This window comes from Chitinophaga sp. sic0106, assembly GCF_019219075.1.
Lineage (GTDB): Bacteria > Bacteroidota > Bacteroidia > Chitinophagales > Chitinophagaceae > Chitinophaga.
In genome coordinates, this window is record NZ_JAHUWJ010000007.1 from 319,533 (window position 1) to 345,530 (window position 25,998).

The following is a 25,998-nucleotide window of genomic DNA, read 5'->3' on the forward strand; positions in this document are numbered from 1 at the left end:
ATATTGCCATAGTGAACGAGCTAAAGACCACAAATTTCATAAAAAAACCACCATTCCGGGATGCGTTACGCTTCTGGTTTAAGCTGGGCTGGATCAGCTTTGGCGGCACCACCGGCCATATCGCTATCATGCATGATTACCTGGTAGAAAAACGTAAATGGATCAGCAACCAGAAGTTCCTGCAGGCACTAAACAGCTGCATGATTTTACCCGGGCCCGAGGCCCAGCAGCTGGCTATTTATATAGGTTGGAAACTGCATGGCAAAAAAGGGGGCATCACAGCCGGCACACTGTTCGTATTGCCTTCCATGCTCATCCTCCTATTGCTGAGTATCGTGTATGTGACGTATGGGAACAGTCCGCTGCTGGAAAGTATTTTCAATGGCCTTAAACCCAGTGTCCTGGCAATTATACTCGTTGCCACCTGGAAGGTGGGCAAAAAGGCGCTCCATAGCAGTATACATTATATCGTGGCCTTAGCCACCTTTGGGCTATCATATTTCCTGCATGTGGCCATGCCATTGATTATCCTCGGCATCATTCTTTTTTCCATTGCTATGGACAAGCTGTTTCCAAAGCTCGCAGGCATTGCCAAAGGCGCCATGCTGCAGGTGGATAGCTCTTCCGAAAATAATTATGTCATCAACCTGAACCAGGTTGAAAAACCGCTTACGCGCAAGGTGGTATTGCGCACGCTGCCTTCCTTCCTTGCCTTATGGGCCGTACCATTTAGCCTGCTCCTGCTCTGGGGCCAGGATGCCGCCTTCTGGGATAAACTGGTGCTGTTTTTCACACAAACCGCCTGCATTACTATCGGTGGCTCCTATACGGTTATCCCCTATGTGGCGCAGCTGGTGGTGTTAAAATATTTGTGGCTTTCGCCCCTGCAAATGCTGGATGGTTTTGCGCTTGCAGAAACCACTCCGGGCCCGCTGATTATTGTGCTGTCGTTCGTAGGTTTTATGGCTGGCTACAATCATTTTGGCCATGGAGTGATCTTCGGCGTCATCGGGCTACTCGCCACTACCTATTACACCTTCCTGCCTAACTTCCTGTTTATATTTCTTGGTGCTCCGCTGGCGGACCGCTATAAAGATCATCACCTGGTACAAACTACCTTATCGCTGGTAACAGCAGCAGTGGTGGGTGTGATACTGAACCTTACCTTTTTCCTGGGCCGCAGTATTGTGTTTCCGGGGTCTGTAACGCTGCAGGGCATTGATTATGTATCGGTAGTATGGGTGCTGGTGGTGTTAATTTTGTTGGTGAGATGGAATACCAATGTATTGTATATTGTCCTGTTGAGTATCTTGTTTGGTGTGGTGCGGTATATGTACCAGCTTTATTAAAAAATCCGCGCGCGGAAATTTCAGACCTGCATTGTTGGCAATCCATAATAATATTCCCGGTTAAGTTTGCCGCCCTCACCACCTGATTTGCCCTGTTCGGCTGATTCGATATCGATGGCTACCGGCATCGGGGCTAGTTTTACATCATCGTTAACATGAATTGTAAAACAAAATCATACTCACATGAACAGAAACGCCTTAATGATTGCACTTGGCATATTCAGCTCCAACATTGTATTAGCTGGCAACGGTAACCCTGAAAAAGAGAACACAATGGCAGAAAAACATTCGGCTGTAGACAACCCCGCAGCGGTTCGCCCTTTCAAAGCACATGTATCCGACAAGGAGCTTGCTGACCTCAAAAAACGTATTAAAGCCACCCGCTGGCCAACCAAAGAAACGGTAAAAGACCGCTCACAAGGCGTAAACCTGGATAAATTCCAGGAGCTGGTGAACTACTGGGAAACCCAATACGACTGGAGAAGAGCGGAGGCAAAACTAAACTCCCTGCCACAGTACCTGACTAATATTGATGGGCTGGATATTCACTTTATCCACGTCCGCTCCAAACATCCCAATGCCATGCCTATCATTATTACACACGGCTGGCCGGGATCTATATTTGAGCAATTGAAAATCATTGGCCCGCTGACCGATCCCACCGCATACGGCGGCAAAGCAGAAGATGCCTTTGATGTGGTCATTCCTTCCATGCCTGGTTATGGCTTTTCCGGAATACCTACCGCAGCTGGCTGGGGACCTGAACGCATCGGCAAGGCATGGGATACCCTGATGCACCGGTTGGGTTATGAAAAATATGTGTCGCAAGGGGGCGACTGGGGCGCCGTAATTTCGGATGCAATGGGCCGGCAGGCACCTAAAGGACTCTTAGGCATACACGTAAATATGCCGGCAACAGTGCCTGAAGATATAGCTGCATTGTTGAAATCCGGCGCACCAGCACCTGCTGGTTTATCGGAAAAAGAAAGGAAAGCCTATGAGTCCATGAATAACCTGTACACTAAAGGTGGTGCTTATGCAGGCATTATGGTTACAAGGCCGGAAACTATCGGGTATAGCCTGGCCGACTCCCCCGCAGGCCTCGCAGCGTTCTATTTCGATAAATTCAACGACTGGACCTACAGTGGTGGCGATGCGGAAAAAGTATTATCGAAAGATGATATGCTGGATGATATCACGTTGTATTGGTTGACTAACACCGGCACTTCCTCCAGCCAGCTCTATTGGGAAAACAACAATAATAATTTCAACGTAGCAGAGCAGCAGACAAGAGAAATCAAAGTACCGGTAGCCATCACCGTATTCCCCGGCGAAATTTACCAGGCACCAAAAACATGGGCAGAAAAGGCCTATCCAACGCTGAACTACTTCCATGAAGTTACCAAGGGAGGACATTTTGCAGCATGGGAAGAGCCACAATTGTTTGCGGAAGAGTTAAGGGCAGCGTTTAAACCGCTCCGATAAACAATTGAGGAATTGCAATTAAGCCCGCGACAATCGCGGGCTTTTGCACTTACATCTTTACACAGCATAGTTACCAGTCAAACACAATAAGCGCATCACGAAACAGGTACCAAACACGGGAAACTGTATTTGCCCGGAGTCAAATTTAGAAGCATGCAATATTATGCCGATGCAATCCCACCCATAGCTCCCACAGGTGAGTTGAAAGATCGCCAAATGTATATTATCTTACAGGAACACCCGTTATTGCTAATCATATCAAATTAATATACATGTCTATGAGAAGCCTCTTAAGTTTACTTCTTTGTTTGTTGGCCATCCAGCCCATTTGCGCATTTTCCCAGCAGCTGAATTATTATGATACCCTTACCATCGGCGGAATTAAACAGGTAATTGCCGTCAACGGTAACCCAACAGGACCGGTATTACTGTTTCTTCATGGCGGCCCCGGGGAATCCCGGATTCCTGAAATGGAGCGGGTAACAGGACTACTGCGGGAGAAATTTTGTGTGGTATTATGGGACCAGCGCGAAACCGGACTAACGTTAAAACTAAATCCTTCCCCGATTCCCCCTTCCCTGCCACTGGTAGTAGCTGATGCCGCCAGCCTCGTGGAGCAGCTGAAAAAAAAGTTCCATCAGCAAAAGATTTACCTGCTCGGTGAATCCTGGGGATGCCTGGTGGGTTTTCAGCTGGCAGCACAGCACCCGGCATCTGTTGCCGCACTGATGGTTGCTTGCCCCGTGGTGGACCAGCAGCGTAGTGAGCAATTTGCCCTGGACAGTATGAAAAGATGGGCCACTGCCAACCATAATGAAACTGCGCTGGCGGAATTAAATTCCGTGCAGCTACCTTTTAAAACCTCCGACCAGTTGTACTATGCCCGAAAATGGATGAACCAGTTGGCCGACAAGCCATTTCCGGCGAAAGACTCCCTGCGTATTAAAGGCTTTCTCTATGAATGGTGTAAAACCTGGCTGAAACCCTGGAATGATGCTACCACTGTGCCTTTATCCAGCTCGGTGAAGCAATTGAAAATGCCTGTTTACTTTTTCCTTGGCAGTAAGGATTTGCAAACAAACGCCCGGTTTTCAAAAGATTACTTTGATCAGTTACAAGCCCCTAAAAAAGAAGTGTATTGGTTTAAGAACGATGGGCACTTGTTATTGTATTTTTCCGCAGACGAAGTACAACGGATTATTTTAACCCAGATACTTCCCGAAAGACATTAATTTCTCCGGCTCCAGAAGGCCGCTTCCGCCCATCTTTTTTCCTGGGCATACTGGCCAATCAGCATTTTCATATAGGTAGAAAATACGTTACTGATGGCCCAATCATAAGCAGGCAGTGCATCCTGATTTCCCCGGAGACAGGCCACGATGGCATGACCAGCATAATACCCTCCTTCCAGTGCAGAGGTGATGCCATAGGAAGAAATCGGGTCATAGGCATAAGCGGCATCCCCCACCGCCAGCCAGCGGTCACCGGTGCGCTGCTGAAGGTATCCGGTGGCGGCACTGGTAACAACCAGTCCTGGCTCCGAAGCGATACTGTTTTCAATAATCGGTGCTATCAGCGTAGTGGCGTTGGCGTTAGACAATAAATCACTGGCGGTACGCAAGGACTTTGGTATCAGATCGGTATCTGTCATCAGGCTCAGCACCAGCTGGAACTCCGTTAACGGGGCGGCATACCACCAGCCTGATTCCACTGCTTCCAGGTAAGTAAATTGCTGGATATTGTACGGAAGGGTTACAAAGGCAGTAACACCGGCGAGTTGATCCACCACTTTTCTTTGTATGCCCAATTTCCTTGCTACGCGCGACTTCCGGCCGGTTGCATCCACGATAAATGCGGCGGTTACAGATCTGACTTGCTTATCGGCTGTAGTATAGGTAACCGTCCACTCCCTATTCAAAAATTTGGTAGTCAGCAGCGTGCAGCCGTGAAGGTAATGTCCTCCGGCGGCTATTACCCGGTTGGCCAGCTGCGCTTCGAAGGTGGCCCTGTTCAAATGCCAGCCTTGTGCCACGGGATTTTGAAAAAATGATTTATCGGCGGGCGTGGCATTCCCCCATACAAAGCGGTTACCATAGCAGGCCAGGTGCTCCGGGTGCCGAAGCATTTCTTCTATCCCTGATTTCTTAAACAGGGACAGGGCTTGGGGCGGAATGGTTTCTCCGGGTTTTCGTTTGGGAGATGACGATGCCTCAAGGATAATACATTCGTACCCGTAGTGGAGGAGCTGTAAGGCGGTGGCAGCCCCCGCGGGGCCGCCACCGATTATGATAACAGGGATATTCATTCGTTTGTGTTTCGTGTATACGCAATAGTTTGCGTACTGGTATTAATAACTGGGGTGTTACGCTTCAATCCTGCGCAGGGGTTATCGTTTGATTTACAAAACGGATGTTGCGTTGTAACTCAGCGAGGGCTGCGTGCTGGCTATAAAGCGTTTCACCAGGTTACATTTCATCCCTGCGCAATGGTTGGCGTTCCAGTATTCTTAAGCTGCTGGCATCCACACCGGCGGCGTCCAGGAGCATGGCCCTTGGTTGCTCCATCATTGGCGGCTGTGCATGTTCGGCCACCAGTACCTGTTCGAAAGTAGGATCGTCGGTGGTAAAGCCCGGGCGCCCTGCTTCTACCCAGAAAATATTCGGGAGTGCGCCGTCCTGCCTGTCGGCCGGGAGCTTTACTTCTGTAATGATTCCCAGGAAATGCCAGCGCGCCACCATCTTCTTCAGCTTAGGGAGGTATTGCGTGCCGAGGTCGCGCAACCAGTCCTGGCGATAATCAAAGTGTTTGAGTCGCTGATGTATATTCAAATTTGTATCCGTTAACCTTTTGAAGGAAGATTCCGACAGCACCTGATTAGGTACCCTGGCGGCCCAGAAGGAGGGCAGGGTTAAATAGGTGGTGGTATCGTAGCCTGACAAGCAGCTGGCCTCGTCAGTTTGCCACGGCACGCCCAGCCAGCGGGTAAGTGAGCCGGGGCCGCTGCCATCGATCGGTCCACCGGGGCCGGTGGCCACCTCCGGCGTCAGGAATTCGCCGTAATCATCCTTAGGGGCCTCATTTTCGGGCAAAATCTTAATTCTGAAGGGAGTATCCCAGAATATACGCTGACGGAAAGGCCAGGTGATTTCTATGCCGGGATGGAAAGGACCGCCAAGGCATTCTTCCAATGGCGCTTCAATAAGGGATTGTATTTGTTGCTCCGGCGTGAAGCTATCGAAATCAGTACCGGGCTTACTGCCTACCACAAAAAAGCCCTGTGCCCATTGCGCCATTCTTTCATATTGCGTTTTTGTCAGCGGCAGATCTACATTGTACACATTTACATATTCCCCGAATGCATCGCCATAGAATGGCGGGATTTTTACCGGTTCATAATTTTTATTCTCAGGGTCTCTGTACCATTTGAATACTTCGGTGCGCAGGTCCCGGTATATAGGATCAGGGCTCATAAGTTTGGGCAGGTTTTCAGGCGACAGGTAATCGCTCGGCGAATTTTGACCAAACAGCATAAAGAAACCGTGATTCACCCATTGCGTTTGCACCGTTCTGGAGATAATCGGATAGATATGTTTCCAGAATTCCAGTTGTCGCGGTATGGGAATTTCTCCAGCCTGTAAAAATAAATCTTCCACCACATCATACATGGTCACCACTGCAAATAACCCCGGGCCAAAGTTCGGTGGCGTAACAGCCACCATGGCTGGTGTAACAGGATAAGGCGTACCATCTATGGTTACGGTGGCGTAAATGGTACCATCGGCTGTATCATCGTGCCAGCCTACGTTATTGGCAAAGGTGGTGGGGTCCTGGTTAAAGGCAGATGCGGATGTACCATCAGCAGGGATTACCAGCAGCCGCCCTTTTGCATCTGTTTGCAGTTCTCCCAGCGGCACTTTGATGTCATAGAAATAGCCTTCATCGAAGTAAACGCCGCTTTGGCCAACGCCCTGAATTTTTTTAGGCTCCGGCAGGATGTTTAGTTTACTGCGGTCCGGTTCATCAATATTACGATGGTTAGGTGTTTTAGACTGACCATCCGGCAGGTCCAGTGCATTCTCGAAATTATACCAGCTGGATTTCCTGTTGGCCAGGTTTACCCGCCATTCAATGGTGGTGCTGCTATCTGCGGTCACTTCCCCTACAGGCTTTCCGGCCCCATCAAATGCGTATATCCGGAACCGTGGTACCTGCTTTTTGATACGCCCCTGGCTATCCTTATAGCCACCATCGTGAGGGGGCTCCACACCGGGAACGTCGGGTGCAAAGAAGTATTCATCCGAATTGCCCAATCTGGCAATGCCAAGAGGGGGATAAATCGCCAGTTTAGCGAAATCAGCTTTTGCTGCCATAACAATTGTTTTTAGTGAGATGGTTATTTACGTGAGGTATGTGGTTCAGTTAAGGGAATACCGTTTCTGTCACGGCGCAGTTTCGCCCCTTCTTCATACACAATCTTCCTTACATCGCTGATACTGCCGATAGGGGTATGTTCCGCCAGGGTATGCCACGGGTTGTAGGACAGGTTTTCGCCATAGGCCACCTGCCCGGGTGTATCAATATCCTGCTGATGTAAAATTAATGTAGCAAAAAGCTCCGGGGCGGACACCTCCTCAGGCCAGCGCACCATAGCTTCATCCAGCGGCATCGTAGCATCATCTGTTCTGAACTGCAGATAGAATCCGAAACGTACTTCTCCCTTTGTCAATCGCTGCTTCAATTCATCCCGCAGATAACCGGGGTTGTTATCAGGAACAGGAGGACCGGGAGGTACATCCATTGGTACCAGCTTATACTTCACATAATCGTTATCCCCAAAAGCATAGGGCAGGCAGCTGCCATATACTGCAGTAGCCACACTCGGTTCCAGCTTCTGCATTTCATCAAGGATGGCGGCCGTCTCAGGGTGATCTTTCAGGTAGGAGTCATAGTCGCGCAGCACCACACCAGCGTAAGTAAACTCGCACATGTCCTTCGCCGTATTCACAAAAAACACATCGTGGTTCTGCAAAATAAAATCCGCCGTTAACGCATATGCCTCGCTTTCGAGCAACTTCTCCCCCGCTACACCAAAGAGTTTGATGCCAACGCCAATAGTTGTTTTTCCATCTCCCAAACCTGACTTTGTATCACTGGAAAACCTTACCCAGGCATCCAGCTGATCGTATTGAAATACACCGATACGTTTGGCTGGCGGCAGCGCTTTGTTTACTACAAAGGTAGCTTTCACCATACCGTGCTGCTTGGAAAATACAGGCCGCCGTACAGGACATTGCCCATCCAATGCACGGGGAAACTGAATCATGTCGATAAACATTTGTTTGAGACTGGAAGTCGGATCGACACCACAATCCACAGCGCGGGCGCCGGATGAATGATGCATGGGATGTAACTGATGCATTATAAAACAGGGTTTTGATTATTTGGAGTAAATCGCTGAGGGGGCGATTTGATTGGTTATTTTGATCAATCAATATTACTGAAAAATACATTGTCACCAAAAAAAAGTTACTGTTCCTAACTATGAATATTTTCACTTCCATCCATTAAAAAGGGCATCTCTTACAGGACGCCCTCTGTATGCTATTTTTACCGGACCTGATCAGATCCAACGTAAATTGTATCTCCGGATCTTTACCTGCACGGATATACTCCTGGAAATTATCAAAAGTCAATTCCTTATCAGGCAGGCATTAGGAATAATGTACAGTATCCCCTGAAGTCAATCCGCGCAATAGTTGGTACTCGTTATCAGCAGGTTTCTGCGACAAAGGTGCGTGTCAATTTTAGTTGAAGTGTAAAAATAGGGAAAAAATTAAGGTATCAAAACTATCCTCCGAATTGACTAATACCAGCAATATTTTCACGCATGCAGGTTTTAATCGTTTGACCATTTTGCTTCGCAGAGAATTTACCGCTCTTCAAAAAAATATTGATCTCTGAATAGAAACGCTATATTTGTTTATGTTCATACATATGAAGATATTGTTGGTTAATTAGCGTAGTGAAATAAACATCGGTAAAAATCAAAATAGTATAGATTCCACAGGCATTTAGTGTATGCAGGATTATTTGAGATGATAATGCCGTTTCAACATTAGTGAACAATTGCTTAACACCATATATGAAGCTCCAACGTTATGTAAATGCTGCCGCATGTGCCCTCGCCATCCTGACAGCCTGCAACCATCAAAATGGGCAGGAGCAGTCGGCGGAAAAAATGCCCGACATCGTGGATTATAATTTCCACGTCCGGCCGATATTATCGGACAAATGCTTTGCCTGTCATGGCCCAGATGCTAACAAGCGTGAAGCCGGGCTGCGACTCGACATTGGCGACAGCGCCTACAAGGCCCTGAAGGACTCACCCGGACAACATGCCCTGGTACCTGGTAACCCAATGGCATCCGTATTATTTCAGCGTATCAGCACAACGGATACAGCCATGCGAATGCCCCCTGCCTCCAGCAATCTGGTGCTGAGTAGTTTTGAGGTAAAGCTCATAGAAAAATGGATCAAACAAGGCGCCAAATACAAACCTCACTGGGCATTTGTCGTACCCGCAACGCCGCCAATTCCGGCAGTGCCAGATCCTGCATGGACGCGTAACGCAATAGACTATTTCACGCTGGCGAAGATGACAGAAAAAGGGCTTTCTCCCAACCCGGTGGCAGATCAGGAGCGACTGCTAAAACGCCTCAGCCTGGACCTTACCGGACTACCTCCCACGCCTGAACGAATGCAACGCTTTGCAAAAGACAGCAGCAGCAAAGGTTATGAGCAAATAGTAGATGAACTGCTGCAGGATAGCGCTTATGGAGAAAAAATGGCCGTTCACTGGATGGATGTAGCCCGTTATGCGGACTCTCACGGATACCAGGATGATAACTATCGCAGCATGTGGCCATGGCGCGACTGGGTGATACATGCATTCAACCGCAACCTCTCCTATAAGGATTTTGTGACCTGGCAAATTGCAGGCGACATGATGCCTGCTGCTACACGGGAGCAGCTGCTGGCATCCGCCTTTAACCGAAATCATAAAATAACGGAAGAAGGCGGTGTTATTGATGAGGAATACCGTATTGAATATGTAACTGACCGCACTAATACATTTGGTAAGAGCTTACTCGGTATTACCATAGAATGTGCTCACTGCCATGATCATAAATATGATCCCTTTTCTCAAAAAGAATATTACCAGCTTTTTGCCTTCTTCAACAATGTAACGGAGGTAGGGCTCGAGTCGGTGGTAGGAGGACCAGAAACATACGCCAAAAAACCTTTTATGGAGATCAGCAGGGAGGATCTGAATGGTGTTCTGCATTTTCTCAATAAACGTGATACTTCCAGGCTGATAGTTTCTGTGATGGGAGAAAGAGATACCACGAGAAAGACTTATATATTAGGTCGCGGAAACTATGATAATCCAACTGATGAAGTAACGCCGGGCACACCTGTATCTGTATTACCTTTCAATACCAATACTTATCCTGCCAACAGGCTTGGATTGGCCAGATGGCTGTTTGACCCTGCAAACCCGCTGACAGCACGTGTTTTCGTAAATCAGATCTGGCAGGAATTTTTTGGCAAAGGCATAGTAAAAAGCACCGGCGATTTTGGCATGCAAGGCGACCTCCCAAGTAACCCTGCATTGCTCGACTGGCTGGCAGTAGATTTTCAGCAACATGGCTGGAATATTAAGAGATTGGTAAAGCAATTGGTCATGTCGGCCACCTACCGCCAATCTGCGGTTATAAGCCCTGAGAAACTGAAAGCAGACCCCGAGAACATATACCTTGCCCGTGGGCCACGTTTTCGGCTGCCGGCAGAAACCGTTCGCGACCTGGTATTACAAAGCAGTGGACTACTGGTGCACGAAGTAGGCGGCCCCAGTGTAAAGCCCTATCAACCAGTGGGGCTGTGGGAGCAGGCCACCAGCGGCCGCGGACAACTTAGTACTTACCGCCAGGACCATGGTGAAAGCCTTTACCGCCGTGGACTTTACACCTTCATCAAAAGAACAGTACCACCGCCATCGATGATGATATTCGATGCCAGCAACCGCGATCAATGCGAAGTAAAACGTTCCGCCACCAATACACCCCTGCAGGCACTCATGATGCTGAACGACCCTACAGTACTGGAGGCCTCCAGGGTACTGGCTTCCCGCCTTATGCAGGAAGGCGGCAACACAAAGCAACAAATCCAGAAGGCTTTTCAACTGATCGTATGCCGTTCACCGCAAACACAGGAAACGGCTACCCTGCTGCAATACTATACGGCGCAGCAGTCCTATTATAAAAAGGAACGGGCCAAGGCAGCCCAACTGCTGCATCATGGCGAATTCCCCATGGCAAACATTCCCGATCAGGCTGCCTGGGCTGCCATGATGCAGGTGATTACTACCATCTACAATTTGGAAGAAACACTTTCCAAAACATAGGCACCCGATGCTGTAAAAATAAGTTACCACATTCTCCATCAAAAAATGACCTGATGAAAAACGAATTCTTTGAACATCATCTGAACATGAACCGCCGGAAATTCCTCTCCCGGCTCAGTTTAGGTATAGGCAGTGCGGCACTGGGGTCCTTGCTGATACCAGATCTTTTCCGAAACAACATTACAGATGAAGCCCCATTCGTTCCCGGCATCCCACACTTCGCTCCCAAAGCAAAAAGGATCATCTATCTCTTTCAGAATGGTGCACCATCGCAACTGGAAAGTTTTGACTACAAGCCCAAACTGCGGGAGATGATGGGACAGGATTTGCCGGCATCTATCCGGCAAGGACAAAGGCTTACGGGGATGACTGCCGGGCAATCCTCCTTTCCGCTTGTAGGTTCCTATTACGATTTTAAGGAGTATGGAGAATCCAGGGCATGGATAAGTGATTTGTTTCCTCACACTGCAAAAATAGTTGATGATATATGCATTGTACGTTCTATGTTCACAGAAGCCATCAACCATGATCCTGCCCTGACTTTTTTCCAGACAGGTGCGCAGCAGGGAAACCGCGCCAGTTTTGGTTCCTGGATGAGTTATGGACTTGGAAGTGAAAATAAAAATCTGCCTGCCTTCTGTGTTTTGTTATCCAGAGGAAAAGGAAACGGACAAGGCGTGTACTCCAAGTTATGGTCCAATGGCTTTCTGGACAGCATACACCAGGGGGTGCAGTTCAGCAGCGGTGATAGCCCGGTATTATATCTCAACAATCCTGTAGGCATAGATATGGCCAACAGACGGCAAATGCTGGACCAGCTGGCCGCGTTGAATGACCAGTCCTACAAATCCTTTGGAGATCCGGAGATCAACACAAAGATACAGCAGTACGAAATGGCGTATCGCATGCAGACAGCTGTGCCAGAGTTAACCGATCTTTCACGGGAGTCCGATGACACCATTAAGTTGTACGGACCTGAAAGTCTTGTTCCCGGCACGTTTGCCGCCAATTGCCTGCTGGCAAGAAAGCTATCAGAAAGTGGTGTCCGATTCGTTCAGCTTTATCATCAGGGTTGGGATCAGCATGGAAACCTGCCCAATGAAATGGCTGGTCAGGCAAAAGACGTAGACCGTGCATCCGCAGCGCTGATCACTGACCTGAAACAGCGCGGCCTGCTGGATGAAACATTGGTGATATGGGGAGGTGAATTTGGGAGAACAAATTATTGCCAGGGTAAGATGACGGCAGACAATTATGGCCGTGACCATCATCCACGCGCTTTCTCCATCTGGATGGCAGGAGGCGGCGTAAAACCAGGTGTGTACGGTGAAACCGACGAGTTCGGGTACAATATAGTAAAAGATCCTGTGCATGTACATGATCTCCACGCCACCATACTACACCTCATGGGCCTGGATCATGAAAAACTCACTTTTAAACACCAGGGCCGTCGTTACCGCCTTACAGACGTTGCCGGCAAAGTTATACCAGGATTAATGGCTTGATAAAAATACAGTACAATGGAAAGAAGAAAATTCATACAGGCATCCACGTTAGTTGCCGCATCCTTTTATATTTCCCGTGATCTTTTTGCCCGCCCCAAGGGTCCTGTATACGGACACCAGGGCATGCGCTATTCGCTGGATACCCGTTGGGGCACACTCGACAGTAACAGGCACCCGGTAAAAGACTGCCATGAAATGGTGCAGGACAGCAAAGGACGTATTATCCTGCTGACCAACGAAACGAAAAATAACGTCCTGATCTACAATAAATCCGGCAAACTATTGTCGTATTGGGGGCATGAATTCCCCGGAGCGCACGGGCTTACACTCACCAATGAAAACGGAACAGAATATTTGTTTATCACAGATACCGACAGACACCAGGTATTTAAAACTACCATGGATGGTAAAATTGTGTTAACGATAGATTATCCTGCCGTGACCGGATTATACAAGAAGAAAGAAGAATTTGTGCCTACCGAAACTACGGTTGCCGACAATGGAGATATTTATATTGCCGACGGATATGGGGCCCAGTATATTCTTCATTACGACCGTAACGGTAAGTTACTGCATACATTTGGAGGTCGTGGTGAAGGGGATGCGCACCTTGATAATGCGCATGGTATATGTGTCGACCGTCGCCAGGGAACCCCTTCCCTGCTGGTAACGGACCGTACCCGCAATTGCTTCAAGCGTTTCAGCATGGATGGAAAATTACAGGAAATAATTTCACTGCCAGGCGCCTGCGTATGTCGCCCGGTCATAAAGGGAGATCACCTTTATGCCGCCGTACTGCGTTCACCCGATATGGGGGTAAGTGGCAGCGGGTTTGTTACCATTCTCGACAGGGATAATAAGGTCATCTCAAACATTGGAGGTACAGCTCCCATGTATACTAACGGCCAGTTACAGCCTATGAAACAGGCCGAAAAGATATTCGTGCACCCACATGACGTTTGTGTGGACGATGATGAAAACCTGTATGTTGCCCAGTGGGCCGCAGGAAAAGTGTATCCTTATAAACTCAGGAGGGTATAATGAGATGGAATCCTTTTCGTTGGCAGTATGCAGGTAACCAATTATTAATTGCCACTAACTTATTTGCAGGAGTTGTATTTATTGGTGGTAGCCGCATTGTGGTGCCGGCATGGCTTCAGGTACTGGGGCGTATGCACCCCCTGTTTTTACATTTCCCTATCGTACTACTGATAATAAGTGGTTTGCTGCTACTTATTCCAATGCGCTCGCCGGCAGGACGCGAGGTGAAAGCACAATTTACCTCCTGGCTGCTGTTGGTTGCAGCGCTCAGTTCAGCCGTTACCGTTATAATGGGTCTGCTACTGGCCAGTGAACCCGGCTATAGCGATAATGGCGCTATTCAATGGCATAAGTGGGGTGGAATGGCTGTATTATGGACTGCATCCACCTTATATTGGCTCCGCAATGCTACCATCCAATGGGTACTGAAAATTAATGCAGCTGTAACAATAGTGCTCGTGATCTTAACAGGGCATTTCGGGGCCGACCTCACCCATGGCGCCAATTTTGTGCTAACACCGGTGATGCCACAAAATCCCCCTGTTGCATTTGACAAGGCACTCGTGTATGAGCATCTCGTCAAACCGATTCTCCAGGAAAAATGTATGAACTGCCATCAAACGGGGAAGGCAAAAGGTGGATTATCTATGGAATTACCTAAGCAATTGCTCACCGGAGGTAAAACCGGCAAGTTGTTTATCCCAGGCAATCCCGATATCAGTTTACTGATGGAACGACTACATCTCCCCGAAACAGATAAAAAGCATATGCCTCCTGCGGGGAAGCCACAACTTACTGCTGAAGAAGCTGCCGTGTTATATCACTGGATCAAGGGCGGTGCTGACTTTAAGGCTATGGTGGCCTCACTACCTGCACATGATAGTTTGCGGTTGCTAGCCACCGCTCGCTTGCAGCCGGCAGCTGATAACGAACCGGTATATGATTTTGCTCCTGCTGATGCAAAGCTGGTGCAGCAGCTCAATAACAACTACCGCGTCGTATATCCAATAGCGTTAAACCAGGCGCCACTGGTGGCAAACTGGTACAATAAAGATAAATTCGACATTCAATCAGTGGTAGAGCTGCTTAAGCTAAAGGAACAGCTGATAGAAATGCATTTGCAAAAGATGCCGGTTAAAGATGCTGACCTGGAAGTAATATCACAATTCAAACAACTGCGGGTGCTCAACCTGAGCTTTACAAACATTACAGGGAAGACATTAGCAGTTCTTGCAAAATTGCCACATTTGCGTAGTCTGTCTATCTCCGGTACTACAGTAAACATTCAGCAGCTCATGCAACTTAAGTCCGCCCCGGCACTACAAGCGCTTTATGTATGGAATACTGGGCTTTCTCCCGCCGATATTTCCGAGGCGCAAAAAGGATTTCCTCAGACCACCCTGGTGAAAGGCTTCACCAACGACAATGGGGAAATGCTGAAACTTAACCAGCCAAACCTTGTCAGTCCCGCAGCCGTTTTCAGGAATAATATGCAGTTAAAACTACAGCATCCTGTTAATGGAGTAGCTATACGTTTCACATTGGATGGCAGTGATCCCGACAGTGTACACTCTCCGATTTTCAAGGATAGTATACTTATTACGGACAATACAATCGTTAAAGCGATTGCCTGTAAGGATGGCTGGTACGCCAGCGATCCGCTACAATTATCTCTCTACAAAACTACCTACCAGCCTGATAGTATTACGCTCCTGCACCCACCGGAAGGGTCATACGTAGGCAGTGGCAGCAAAACACTTTTTGACGGACAAAAAGGAAGTAAAGATTTTGGCAGTGGCAAATGGCTTGGGTTTCTGAAGAACGGCTTTGAAGCAGCGGTACATTTTCCTAAGCAGGTATCGCTTTCGGAGGTAGCCATAGGCAGCTTCCGCCACACCGGGGCACACATTTTTATGCCTCACGAAGTAGAAATATGGGGAGGTAATGACATCCGGCACCTGAAACTGTTAAAGAAGATGGTACCCACACCGGATAAGAAAGATGATGCTGTTGCCACTATGTCTATTAACTGTTCTTTCCCTGTTGCAGAGGTGTCTTGCCTGAAGATAGTGGTAACACCTACTACGATACCAGCCTGGCATCCGGATAAGGGAAAGCATGGATGGTTTTTTGTGGATGAGTTATTGTTTAATTAGTCCGGAATGAATGATTCAGGGAATAGAGGTCCTGGATACTAGGCGGAGAAAGCGGAAGCTGGTCCAGATTTAGTTTGTACAGGGCGTCCTAAAAATTTTTAGACGTCCTGTAGCTACCTGACTTATCTGACCTACAGCCACGACTGCGAAGTCCTAATGGTTTCAAAAAACCGGTAAAGCGTTTGTAAGCCGCGGGTACCATTCATGCCGTAATCTTCAACAGACATCTCCTTCCCATTGTCGAATACAATATGTAAATATGCTGTGGGGTGGTCCGTAGCGCTCACTGCAAAACGCGGATCTAATGCTGCTACATTTATGTATCCAATGAGGGTTAATAACTCATTGAAAGTTGTTTCTTTCAAAAAACAGATATAATGGCCACCGTTCCTGCCAGTAAAGGAGCCTGCTTCATAATCCATACAGCGATTTTTGTGAATGGTAATCTTATACTGAGGGCAGGTCCCATGGCAGGTGGTTGTAGCCAGCCGGATGGATTGTATCTCCGCAACAACCGGTTTTGGATTAAATTCCACAAAGCCTCCAGACAGGTACCTCAGAGTATCAGCGAATTTAGTGGTCATCGGGGTAAGGTAATCTGTCGCGGTGAACTGCCGCAGGGTATCACCCCTGTCAGCAGCGCGTTTTACCAGATTAACATAACGATTCGTCTTCTCATTTCTGAGTATTAAGGCATTATGATATGCCCCCTGCAGGGTGTACTTCATGAAATAGTCCGCGGGGCTTATATACAATGGTCTGAATCCCCATTTGTCTTTGTCCATTATCACCATTACTCTCTCTGCACCTTCCACTACCAGGTCAGTAAGCCCGTTACTATCCAGATCCATTTTCAGGAATGAAACCGCCCCGTCGCTTATATTTCTGTCAAATCCAGTAACAAAGAACTTGACTTCCATAAGGGAGTTCAGGCTGTCTATCCGGTTAGAATAGGCGTGAAAGGAGCTGAGGGTGAGGAGAACTATTAAAATTAATCGCATCGGAGTTATTGGGGTTTAGGCTGACTAAAATAAAAATATGGAAAAAACTTACAAAATCGTAAGTCCTTTCATGATTAAAATTAAACTTAATGAATCACTTCAAAACTCAAATTCTTATGGCCAAAGTTTAACGAAGGTCACATTAGGATTTCATTATTACCTGTTTTTAATATTCAGACTTAAGCCTGGACTTTTTCAGATTTATTACCAATGTTTCGGTCCATTTGTCGTGCCACGGATAACTTGGGTTACCCAACGCACTTAGCGCTTCAAACGGCACAGATCTGGCGATACCCCTCAAAAATAAAGTTGTGGCAGAAGGTACTGTACCATCCTCTGTCATCACTGCAGTGCCGGTGATCAATTTCCCGAATGACCTGCCTTTCATAAGCATTTCCAATACGCCCATGTATAAACCATACATAACAAGGGTGATCAACCTATCGAGCAGCGTATTTTTCTCAAGATAAACAGTAAACTCCATCATAGTAGAAGAAAGTAATACTATAACTGCCCAGAAAGAAAATAAGAACACATAAAACCCCAGCAGGTCTATGAGGTAATTGGCAAGCCGTTTGCCGGAGGAGGCCTGCACAAGGTCTACCTCTTCTTCTTCAAAGATTGATTTTTCGATTGATTCCATAGGGATAAAAATTTACCTGGCGCCAAAATAAGAAAAAGGATTAACACTGCCATGTACTGGTTCATTCCACCAATCAGGAATATTGGTAGAAAATAAAACCCAAGTAAAAAAGCCTGAGTTCTGCAATGGTTTGCGGACTGTCAATTTGACCTCCAATTCCTATCTTTTCCGGCAGTCAAAATACTGGAGTATTAAACTGCGGTATTATAGCAGGACATGAACATTTGTATAACAAATTTGGCGATTACTGCCATTGTTCCATTTTTAAAAATGGTTGTTTTGGATTTCAACCAAATAAAACCACGATATGAAAAAACAAAACCCATTAGTTACTTTGGGCGCTGCTGCCATCATTGTACTTGCCAGCGCTACCATGTTAACCAGTTGTAAAAAAGAGGCCAGGACCCTGCCCGAGGTCGTTGGCAATGAGCGCCCTGCTAACCCGGCCGCCACTGAAACCTACCAGTCAGGTACCAATAATGGCTTCTTTTGGTCACTTTGGAAAAGTGATGGTGCTACCGGTACTGTTAACTACGCCAATGGCCCTGGCGGAAATTACAGTGTCAACTGGAATGGATTCAACGGCAACTTCACGTGCGGCAAAGGCTACTCCGCAGGTTCCCCTACTTACAAAATAGGTTATAACCTGGGCGTTTATTCAAATTCGGGTGGTGGCACCTTCGGCTGGTACGGATGGAGCAGAAACCCTTATTATGAGTATTATGTAAATGAAACCTGGGGTTCGGTATCACCGCATACCGGCACTTACTTAGGAACATTTGAAAGTGACGGTGCAGGCTACAACGTGTGGACCCGCTGGATGACAGGAAAAAACATAGATGGTGGTGATGGCTTCCGGCAGATTTACAGTTCCAGGGTAACAAAAGTTAGCACCGGACAAAATCGCCTCATTACTTTCGCCAACCACTATAACAAGTGGAGTAGCTTTGGCTATACCCTTGGTCAGCTGAACATTCCGGCTATTATGGTTTCTGAAACCTGGGGCACTAACACGAACGGTAGTATTAACTGTACTATCTGGGCACAATAAGTACATGTTTTAATTGCGCTGCCTGGCAGACTGCCAGGCAGTTTTTAATATTATTTATGATGAGATCAATAACTTTATTGCTCGCATGCTTTCTGCTTGCGCTTTCTGCCTGTGATTCACCTAAACCTATTAAAGAGCATAAAAATTTTCTTATGGGTAGATGGCATAGGTTTTCAAAAGAAAATGGATACAGTGAATTTGATATTGATTCGCAGTACATAGTTTTTTATAACCAGAAAGTTGGCCGCTTCACGCTCTCCTACAAAATAGAAAATGATTCACTGAAATACCTTACCAATCCATACGCAGCCGGCATTACTTACTATGGCGACTCTATACTCCTGCAGGGCAACGACAGTACTACCGCCACTTTATATAAGTTTGCAACTGTTCCCTTTCAGTCGATTCCCGAAGAAAAAGATTCACTGCCTTTCGCAGCTTACATCGCCGGTTTTGATACAAGGCTCATCAGGGAATTTGAGAAAGCGGGTATAAAGTTTTCTGATGCGCCGGAAACGCCTTCTTATGAAGCGCTGCTAAAGAGAAAGCAATAATCTGGCTAATACCTGATCTCTGCGGTTCGATACACTACCACTCACTTCGATTACCTTTGCATTCAAATCGTTTATCCAATCATGCAACAGGTCATCCACCTGGCCTCTCAGCCTGGGCAGTTCTACCTGCCCGGCTGACATGATATCCGGTTGTTCAACCGGAACAAATACTACCAAATCCACCTCCCCCATTACTGCCTGCATTTTTTCAAACAGCGCCTCTATATTTCTTTGCGGATCAATCACATGCAGGTACGCTAAGATATCAACCACACATCTGTCAAATATCACATTGTCGCCACTTCCGTATATGAGGTCAACTGAATAATTGAACTGTTCTAAAAAATCTTCGGCGGTGGGGACTTCTGCAAAATCGGTCCTTAGTTGATGGTAGGGCTCTATTTCGAGGGTGTAGCCGGGAAGGTGCTCCAGGAGGGCTTCTGCTAAGGTTGTTTTGCCGACGTTGTGGGCGCCGGTGATGGCGATGCGCATGGGACGGGGATTGGATTTGTTATATACTTTATTCATTTACCTCAAAGGCAGCCAGATCGACTTTCATTTTATCGAATACACTCTTCTCAGTCCGCAAATATCCAAGTCAATATAAAATGAAAATTTAGTTATTCAATTGTTATTCATTTAACATTCTCCATAACATATTCCATTATATGCAAAACATTGATTGCAGACCAATATTCCTTCTATAGGAATTGAATAATACTATCTGTCATATTATGTATACGTTCAGTTTGGATAAAATGCCGCTGGCATTCTGCCAGCGGCTGTCCTAATAGGTTCGATTAACCAAAAATGTTTAAGTACTTATTTACATTCCCATTTCGGAACTAAATTTTCAATTACTTTGGCAAAAGTAATTGAAAAAAATCTTAACTTAGAAAAAAACACCCTAAAATGCGACTATACATCAAGCTCTCCCGAAATTCTAAAATCATCCCGTTTAACTATCAACATTTGCTCACAGGCACTATTCATAAATGGCTTGGAGAAGAAAATGAAGAGCATGGAAATAGGAGCTTGTACTCATTTTCCTGGTTGCAAAAAACAATAAAGACACATCATGGATTTAATCTTACGGCGGATGCTTACTTTTTTATAAGTGCACATGACGCAGAATTTATAAAAAGAATTACCCGAGGCATATTACTAGATCCCAATACTTTCTGTGGCAGTAAGGTAAATGAGATACAGCTTAAGCAAACACCAGTGTTTTCAAGCGAAGAAGTTTTCGTACTAAACAGTCCCATTTTGTTAAGAAAACGGGAGCAGGAGAGAGTAAAACACGTAACATATTTAGATGAAGATTTTAATCAATTGCTAACAGAAAGTCTGAAAGGAAAGTTAAGAATAGCACGCTTGGCAGACGAAGGGGTATCCGTTGCACTGGATAAAAGCTATCCACACCCACAAACCAAACTGGTAGATTACAAAGGCATAAAGAACCGCACGACATTAGCACCCGTCATGGTTTCAGGAAGCCCTGAGCAAGTCGCATTCGCCTGGCAGGTTGGCCTGGGCAATAGTACAGGAATAGGATTTGGTGCTATAAAATAAATACCAATGGAACAATACTACATCGTAAAATATACAGGCCCCTTTGGCTTCATAAAGCCATGGACAGCAGTTAGAGACAGTGAGACATTTTCTCAACAGTTTCTTACACCAAGCATTGTTGAAGGCATAGAGAAAAAATTGTTTCCAAATTTGTTAGGGGAAACTGGCATAAAAAAAATTGCCGCACACAGGATTTCCTATGCTCAAATAAGTCAGCAGCAGGAAGTGATTCAAACACGTGGCTGGAACAGCACAAGAAAAGGGAAACAGATCCTTTTTGAAAGACCTACTGCTGTTTTAGTCAGAGGTGTTCTACTAGATCCAGTTCTTTCATTGGCGTTTACCAACAAACAGGATGCGGAAATTGCATTTCAACAGCATGTATGTCTCTGCAGAAATGAAGATTTGCTTTTGCCATATAAAATATTAGAGATCAGCAGAGAAGATTTTGATACTGATGATGAATTTGCTGGTTACGAGCTAATCTTTGAGGAAAATGAAGCGTCTTTTCACGTTGGCTATGATAGAAAGACCCAAAAGCCTATGTATGGTTGGTTAAAAATTATTGGCACTCCGGTAAAAGCAATTTGATGGAAATTATTTATGCGAAATCCGGACCAGATTGGACACCATTGTCTGATCATTTGAAACATGTGGCTCTGGCCGCAGTTAAATTCGCTCACTACCTGAATTACGACGAGGCTATTGCCTATAATGGTGCCATCATGCATGATATTGGCAAGGCACATCCCCTATTTCAGCGAAAACTTTTAGGAAAACGTAGTGATTTCAGACATGAAATAGCCTCCTTGTTTTTCCTATCTGCATTTCCGGAAAAACAATGGCACATGCTAATTGAGATGGTTGCAGGCCACCACAAATCTATTCAGAAGGACATTAGCGAATTAGGCTTATTGGATATAGAGAAAAATGATGATTATCGGGACACTTACCTGGGTAAATGGGAAATTTGGAGCGAGCATGCCATTAAGTTACTCAATGAATTAGGGATACCATGCTCTACTATCACTAAGGATCAGGCACTTAAGAATCTCGAATACTGTGTTGCATATTGCTCCACAGAAGTAAAAATCAGAGGTTATTCAATCTGGCGAGGTCTATTAATGGGGGCAGATCACTTTGCCTCCGCCATTATAAATGAGACAGAGGTTCAACTAAAAAGACTATTTAAAAATCCAGACCTATCATTCTATAATAGGCAGCACCCCCTTTATCCTTTATCATATATAGACGCCACTTCCACAAAAAAGCACACCATCGTGGTAGCTTGCACCGGTGCCGGGAAAACTGATTACTTATTCAGAAGATGTCGCAATCGTGTATTTTATACTTTACCTTTTCAGGCATCTATTAACGCAATGTTTAAGCGCGTCGCCAATGCTTTGGAGGAGAGAAATCCAGATATTGATATCAGGGTCTTGCACGCCACCTCCACAATCGTTCAAGGTAAGCAAAAGGAGGAAGTTGCCTTACAGAATTTAATGGGCGCAGCTGTTAAAATCCTGACGCCCCACCAATTAGCTGCGCTTGCATTCGGAATGAAAGGATATGAAGCCCTTATTTTAGATCTGCAAGGATGCGATGTCATTTTAGATGAAGTACACACCTATTCAGGAGTTTCGCAGGCGCTCGTCTTGAAAATAATAGAGGTGCTGTGCGCAATTGGTTGTCGGATTCATATCGGCACTGCCACTATGCCTTCTATTTTATATAATAAAATAAAAGATATCCTTGGAGAAGACTTACTCGAAGTTAAATTGACACATGAGGAGTTGGATCAATTTGATCGCCACATTACCCACAAGATAAGCTCAATGGCTGATGCAGCTGCAGTAATAAGGAAAGCCGTTGAAGATGAGCAGAAAATTCTGATTGTAGCTAACAGAGTAAAAACTGCCCAAGACATTTATGATGAAATAAAAGAATCCTTCCCGGATATACCAACTCTATTGTTACATAGCAAGTTTAAAAGGGGTGATAGGAACATCAAAGAACAATTACTAATGGGCCTTGATGAAGAAGGAAAAGAAAACGGCAAATTTAATACCAGCAAAAAATCCTGCATAGTGGTGTCCACACAAATAGTAGAAGTTAGCCTTGATATTAGTTTCGATGTAATGATTACTGAATGTGCGCCGTTGGATGCATTAATTCAGCGCTTCGGGCGAATTAACAGAAAGCGAACTGCTGATACGATTGGAACAACAAAACCCGTATATGTGATCGCTCCACCTTCCAATGAAAAAGATGCCAAACCATACGACCTCAATATTCTAAGCAAATCCTTTGCGGTACTTGAGGACAAGGTGATACTAAAAGAAAGGTCATTACAGGAAAAAATTGATCAGGTGTTTACAGAATTAGACTTTTTGAATATTGAGGAACACAGTGTATTTAAATCGGACAGAAGGTTTACGATAGACAAATTAACCCATCATAGCAAAGCTATGTTGCTTGAATTATTAGAGATAGATAGTGTGGCAACTATATTAGAATCCGACCAGGCGGGATATGAAGAAGCAAATTCCGGAACGCAATTATCCTACGAAATACAGGTGCGTTATTGGTCAGTAGCCCAAATGACACAATCAAGAAAGGGGAATACACCCTTTATTGTTCCAGATGCTGCATATAGTACAGACAAAGGATTAGATATTGGCAAAATACAGGATAAAAATTTCAACACTTTAAACAGGTTTTTATGATTACAACGCTGGTGGGCAAGACTTTCTTAAAGGCCTATAACGAAAAATATAATATATCACATTCAGCTAAATCATTTTTCACAGAAGTATATTTTGAGTTATTCTTTAACCATCCAAAATACATGCAATGGATCACTAACTCTCCATTTGTACAAATGAAAACCGGACAAAAGCCGGAGAAATTAAGCCCAGAAGATCGTAAAGCGAAATTGGAGGAGCTTTTTTCCAAAGTTGAAAATGAGTCCCCAGATGCAAGTTTTGCGTTGGGCTATCCTGCCGCCGAAGGAAAGGAATACGCAAGTACTTCAGGCTTAGTATCCGATGTAAATACAGCAACAGATAAGGAGGATGTGTATTACTCTTGGATTGGATCAGGGCTGGGGATTGGAGTTGCTGGCGGTTATAATATTTTAATTAATGATCCAATAATCACAATGGAAACATTTGAAGGGTGGATATATTATCGCAAATACCTGAACGAACCTACATTGGATCGCTTAAGAGGCAACCAGATCAACACATGGAATGGCCAGTGGCTCACTTACAAATTAGGACAAGATTATCGTGAAGATTTCGACTTTGCACGTTTACACGCGGAGGATTTTTTTACCGTTTCAAGCAATTTAATAGAAGCTAACACAGTCAACTGGTCTAATCTATTCTTCAGCTTATCCCAATTATACCCAAGCAAAACTTTAAATACCTATATATATAGTTTCGGGCAAACAAACAAAACCATAGGATTTATACCCATGTATTTAAAAGCTGGGAATGAACTAAAGGAAGTTTTTAAACAAATATTTAAGAAAGAAAGCACATCCTTTAAGACAAAAGAATTTCAGGCTTTATTTGGTATGCATATCAAAAGAGCCTGTGAGTTGGGAAATATTGGACTACATGCGCTGCGCCCGGAAAATCTAAGAAAACACATGGATGAGAATAAAAACATTTCATTCAAAAAGGAAGGAGATATCATCATTTATCAATCATATAAAACCTGGTTAATTGCTATGCTATCAAAAAATAAAGAAGAAATATTGGACTATACCAGCGAGTTAGCCCTACTAATTCAACGATATAGAGCAGGTGCCAAGGGCACCGACAGGAAAAATATTATAGAAAATGATTTGTTTGGTGCCAAAACGAAGAGAGTTTTCCTGGAAGGATTAACGAAGATGCTTCCTGGTATTGGTAACAATGAAACTATTGCAATAAAGAAATTACGAGATGATGTTCATTTAATGACAAATGAAGAATTTACCTATTTCAATACGCTGCTGAAATTTGATTATGCCATTTTAGAAAAATAATCTTAACTCATTCAAATATTAATACAATGAATTACACCATTTACATCAGAACGCTCAAAAGAGCCGAACATACCGTTTTTTGTGTATCGGATGGTCAAAAATACTATTATGATTCACAATTTGATAGACGCATTCCGTTTTCGAGTGGACAGCAGGTAAAACGTTCCATTATTGATAGTGTTTCAGAAGTATTAGGTACTGTTCCAAGTCCGACAACTTTCTTGTTTGATGTGACCAAGCAAAAAGAATTAAAGGAAGGAGAAGTTTACGGCACATGTGATCCGACTTACGTTGACCAGCTTTTTGGTGGATGGATGAGGGCTGCAAAAGGTGGAAAAGAGCGGACATTAAAGAGAAGAAGCCCACTTTCTATTTCTTCCATGCGTGGCCTACATCCTTTACTAGCGGGTGTTTACGGAGAAAATGCGACATTTGACCGAAGTGCTCGTTCAAACAACATTGTTATAGTGAGAGATGAAAAAGGTGATCAATTATCAGAAGCTCAGGTTGTCGATTTTTTGGAAGGAAAAGACAGGGGGCTGAGCAGAAAATGGATACCTGATCAAAAAAGAGCCTCAGGATTATTTGTTTCGGATATTGCGATAGATTTACGACGACTATTTGCTGTGAGCCTCAACTCTTTAGAACCCGAGGTATCCGAAGAGACAATTGCGAAATTAAAATCTGAAGGTTGGATCGAATCAAAAAATGTATTTGGCGACTGCCTAATAGCGCCTAAATCTGTTAGGGAAAAATCGATTAAAGCATTGGCAAATGCAATTGTTAACTGGAGAATTACATCCAACCAATCCAGGACCTTCAGTTTGATGGATACCCTCGCTATTTCGATCAGCAATAACGCCAACTTAATTGCTGGAAGTATTAGAGCAAAGCTATCGGAAGAAGATTCAAATAAGGCACAACCCATTATTGACGAAAGCTTGAAAGGAAAAGGCGTGGATACTTATATTACATTACAGGCAGGCGGTTACATACAGACAAAAAGTGAATCAGCCGATGCCCTGTCTAATGCAGAACAAGCATTAATTGAAAAAATGATGGCATATGACTATGAGAACTAGATGCGAACACAAGGGGGGCTGCCCGCCCCCTTTTCTCTAATAACCTTCAATTAGCAGGC

The 25,998-nt window shown here is 45.2% G+C and carries 20 protein-coding genes; 14 read left to right on the forward strand and 6 right to left on the reverse strand.

Translation table 11 applies throughout. The annotated features are described in order from the left end of the window. Positions 1-11 precede the first annotated feature (11 nt). From chrA to KW844_RS13235, 3 genes are all read left to right on the forward strand, one after another. Positions 12-1,349: a chromate efflux transporter gene (gene chrA, locus KW844_RS13225; RefSeq protein WP_218377210.1), complete on the forward strand. Its 1,338-nt coding sequence runs from the start codon at positions 12-14 to the stop codon at positions 1,347-1,349. Positions 1,350-1,532: 183 nt separating this feature from the next. Then, the gene (locus KW844_RS13230; protein WP_255578410.1) at positions 1,533-2,834 is read left to right on the forward strand and encodes an epoxide hydrolase family protein; all 1,302 of its coding nucleotides are present in this window, start codon (positions 1,533-1,535) and stop codon (positions 2,832-2,834) included. Positions 2,835-3,112: 278 nt separating this feature from the next. After that, positions 3,113-4,066: an alpha/beta fold hydrolase gene (locus KW844_RS13235; RefSeq protein ID WP_218377211.1), complete on the forward strand. Its 954-nt coding sequence runs from the start codon at positions 3,113-3,115 to the stop codon at positions 4,064-4,066. Here the strand turns inward: KW844_RS13235 and KW844_RS13240 are convergent. The 3 genes from KW844_RS13240 to KW844_RS13250 form a co-directional block, all read right to left on the reverse strand. Then, complete coding sequence (locus KW844_RS13240) at positions 4,063-5,139, reverse strand: FAD-dependent monooxygenase (RefSeq protein WP_218377213.1); 1,077 nt, start codon at positions 5,137-5,139, stop codon at positions 4,063-4,065. The two genes, KW844_RS13235 and KW844_RS13240, sit on opposite strands and share 4 nt — an antisense overlap. A gap of 160 nt (positions 5,140-5,299) precedes the next feature. Beyond that, entirely contained in the window at positions 5,300-7,204 is a 1,905-nt protein-coding gene (locus KW844_RS13245; RefSeq protein WP_218377215.1) for a LodA/GoxA family CTQ-dependent oxidase, read from the reverse strand. 23 nt (positions 7,205-7,227) lie between these two features. After that, positions 7,228-8,253: a hypothetical protein gene (locus KW844_RS13250; RefSeq protein ID WP_218377216.1), complete on the reverse strand. Its 1,026-nt coding sequence runs from the start codon at positions 8,251-8,253 to the stop codon at positions 7,228-7,230. 723 nt (positions 8,254-8,976) lie between these two features. Here KW844_RS13250 and KW844_RS13255 point away from each other — a divergent pair. The 4 genes from KW844_RS13255 to KW844_RS13270 are packed head-to-tail and all read left to right on the forward strand — an operon-like array spanning position 8,977 to position 16,000. Further along, positions 8,977-11,298: a PSD1 and planctomycete cytochrome C domain-containing protein gene (locus KW844_RS13255; protein ID WP_218377217.1), complete on the forward strand. Its 2,322-nt coding sequence runs from the start codon at positions 8,977-8,979 to the stop codon at positions 11,296-11,298. A gap of 53 nt (positions 11,299-11,351) precedes the next feature. After that, positions 11,352-12,803, forward strand: coding sequence for a DUF1501 domain-containing protein (locus KW844_RS13260; protein WP_218377218.1), 1,452 nt, complete (start codon positions 11,352-11,354; stop codon positions 12,801-12,803). 15 nt (positions 12,804-12,818) lie between these two features. After that, a complete protein-coding gene (locus KW844_RS13265; RefSeq protein WP_218377219.1) occupies positions 12,819-13,844 on the forward strand; it encodes a 6-bladed beta-propeller in 1,026 nt (341 codons plus the stop codon). Beyond that, on the forward strand, positions 13,844-16,000 hold the full coding sequence (locus KW844_RS13270; protein WP_218377220.1) for a c-type cytochrome domain-containing protein: 2,157 nt from the start codon (positions 13,844-13,846) through the stop codon (positions 15,998-16,000). The genes KW844_RS13265 and KW844_RS13270 overlap by 1 nt, the downstream gene beginning before the upstream one ends. Before the next feature lie 131 nt (positions 16,001-16,131). On the opposite strand, the gene KW844_RS13275 is transcribed toward KW844_RS13270, so the two are convergent. Continuing rightward, positions 16,132-17,001, reverse strand: coding sequence for a DUF6438 domain-containing protein (locus tag KW844_RS13275; RefSeq protein ID WP_218377221.1), 870 nt, complete (start codon positions 16,999-17,001; stop codon positions 16,132-16,134). Between the two features lie 166 nt (positions 17,002-17,167). Continuing rightward, positions 17,168-17,644, reverse strand: a complete 477-nt coding sequence (locus tag KW844_RS13280) for an RDD family protein (protein ID WP_218377222.1) — start codon at positions 17,642-17,644, stop codon at positions 17,168-17,170. A 307-nt stretch (positions 17,645-17,951) separates the two neighbouring features. On the opposite strand from KW844_RS13280, the gene KW844_RS13285 reads away from it, so the two are divergent. Further along, positions 17,952-18,695 (forward strand): glycoside hydrolase family 11 protein, encoded by a 744-nt coding sequence (locus KW844_RS13285; protein ID WP_218377224.1) that lies wholly within the window; start codon positions 17,952-17,954, stop codon positions 18,693-18,695. A gap of 152 nt (positions 18,696-18,847) precedes the next feature. After that, on the forward strand, positions 18,848-19,249 hold the full coding sequence (locus KW844_RS13290; protein ID WP_218377225.1) for a hypothetical protein: 402 nt from the start codon (positions 18,848-18,850) through the stop codon (positions 19,247-19,249). Here KW844_RS13290 and KW844_RS13295 read toward each other — a convergent pair. Beyond that, positions 19,232-19,777, reverse strand: a complete 546-nt coding sequence (locus KW844_RS13295) for an ATP-binding protein (protein ID WP_255578411.1) — start codon at positions 19,775-19,777, stop codon at positions 19,232-19,234. The genes KW844_RS13290 and KW844_RS13295 overlap by 18 nt on opposite strands. 384 nt (positions 19,778-20,161) lie before the next feature. Here KW844_RS13295 and cas6 point away from each other — a divergent pair, with 384 nt between their 5' ends. From cas6 to KW844_RS13320, 5 genes are read left to right on the forward strand one after another with little or no spacing between them, the layout of a single operon-like run. Beyond that, the gene (gene cas6, locus KW844_RS13300; RefSeq protein ID WP_218377226.1) at positions 20,162-20,821 is read left to right on the forward strand and encodes a CRISPR-associated endoribonuclease Cas6; all 660 of its coding nucleotides are present in this window, start codon (positions 20,162-20,164) and stop codon (positions 20,819-20,821) included. A gap of 6 nt (positions 20,822-20,827) precedes the next feature. After that, complete coding sequence (locus KW844_RS13305; RefSeq protein WP_218377227.1) at positions 20,828-21,412, forward strand: hypothetical protein; 585 nt, start codon at positions 20,828-20,830, stop codon at positions 21,410-21,412. After that, positions 21,412-23,547 carry a CRISPR-associated helicase Cas3' gene (gene cas3, locus KW844_RS13310; RefSeq protein WP_218377228.1) on the forward strand — a complete coding sequence of 712 codons (2,136 nt, stop codon included), beginning with the start codon at positions 21,412-21,414 and terminating at the stop codon, positions 23,545-23,547. Before KW844_RS13305 ends, cas3 begins: the two co-directional genes overlap by 1 nt. Further along, a complete protein-coding gene (locus KW844_RS13315; protein WP_218377229.1) occupies positions 23,544-24,857 on the forward strand; it encodes a hypothetical protein in 1,314 nt (437 codons plus the stop codon). Before cas3 ends, KW844_RS13315 begins: the two co-directional genes overlap by 4 nt. 26 nt (positions 24,858-24,883) lie before the next feature. Beyond that, positions 24,884-25,939, forward strand: coding sequence for a hypothetical protein (locus tag KW844_RS13320; RefSeq protein ID WP_218377230.1), 1,056 nt, complete (start codon positions 24,884-24,886; stop codon positions 25,937-25,939). Positions 25,940-25,998: the final 59 nt, after the last annotated feature.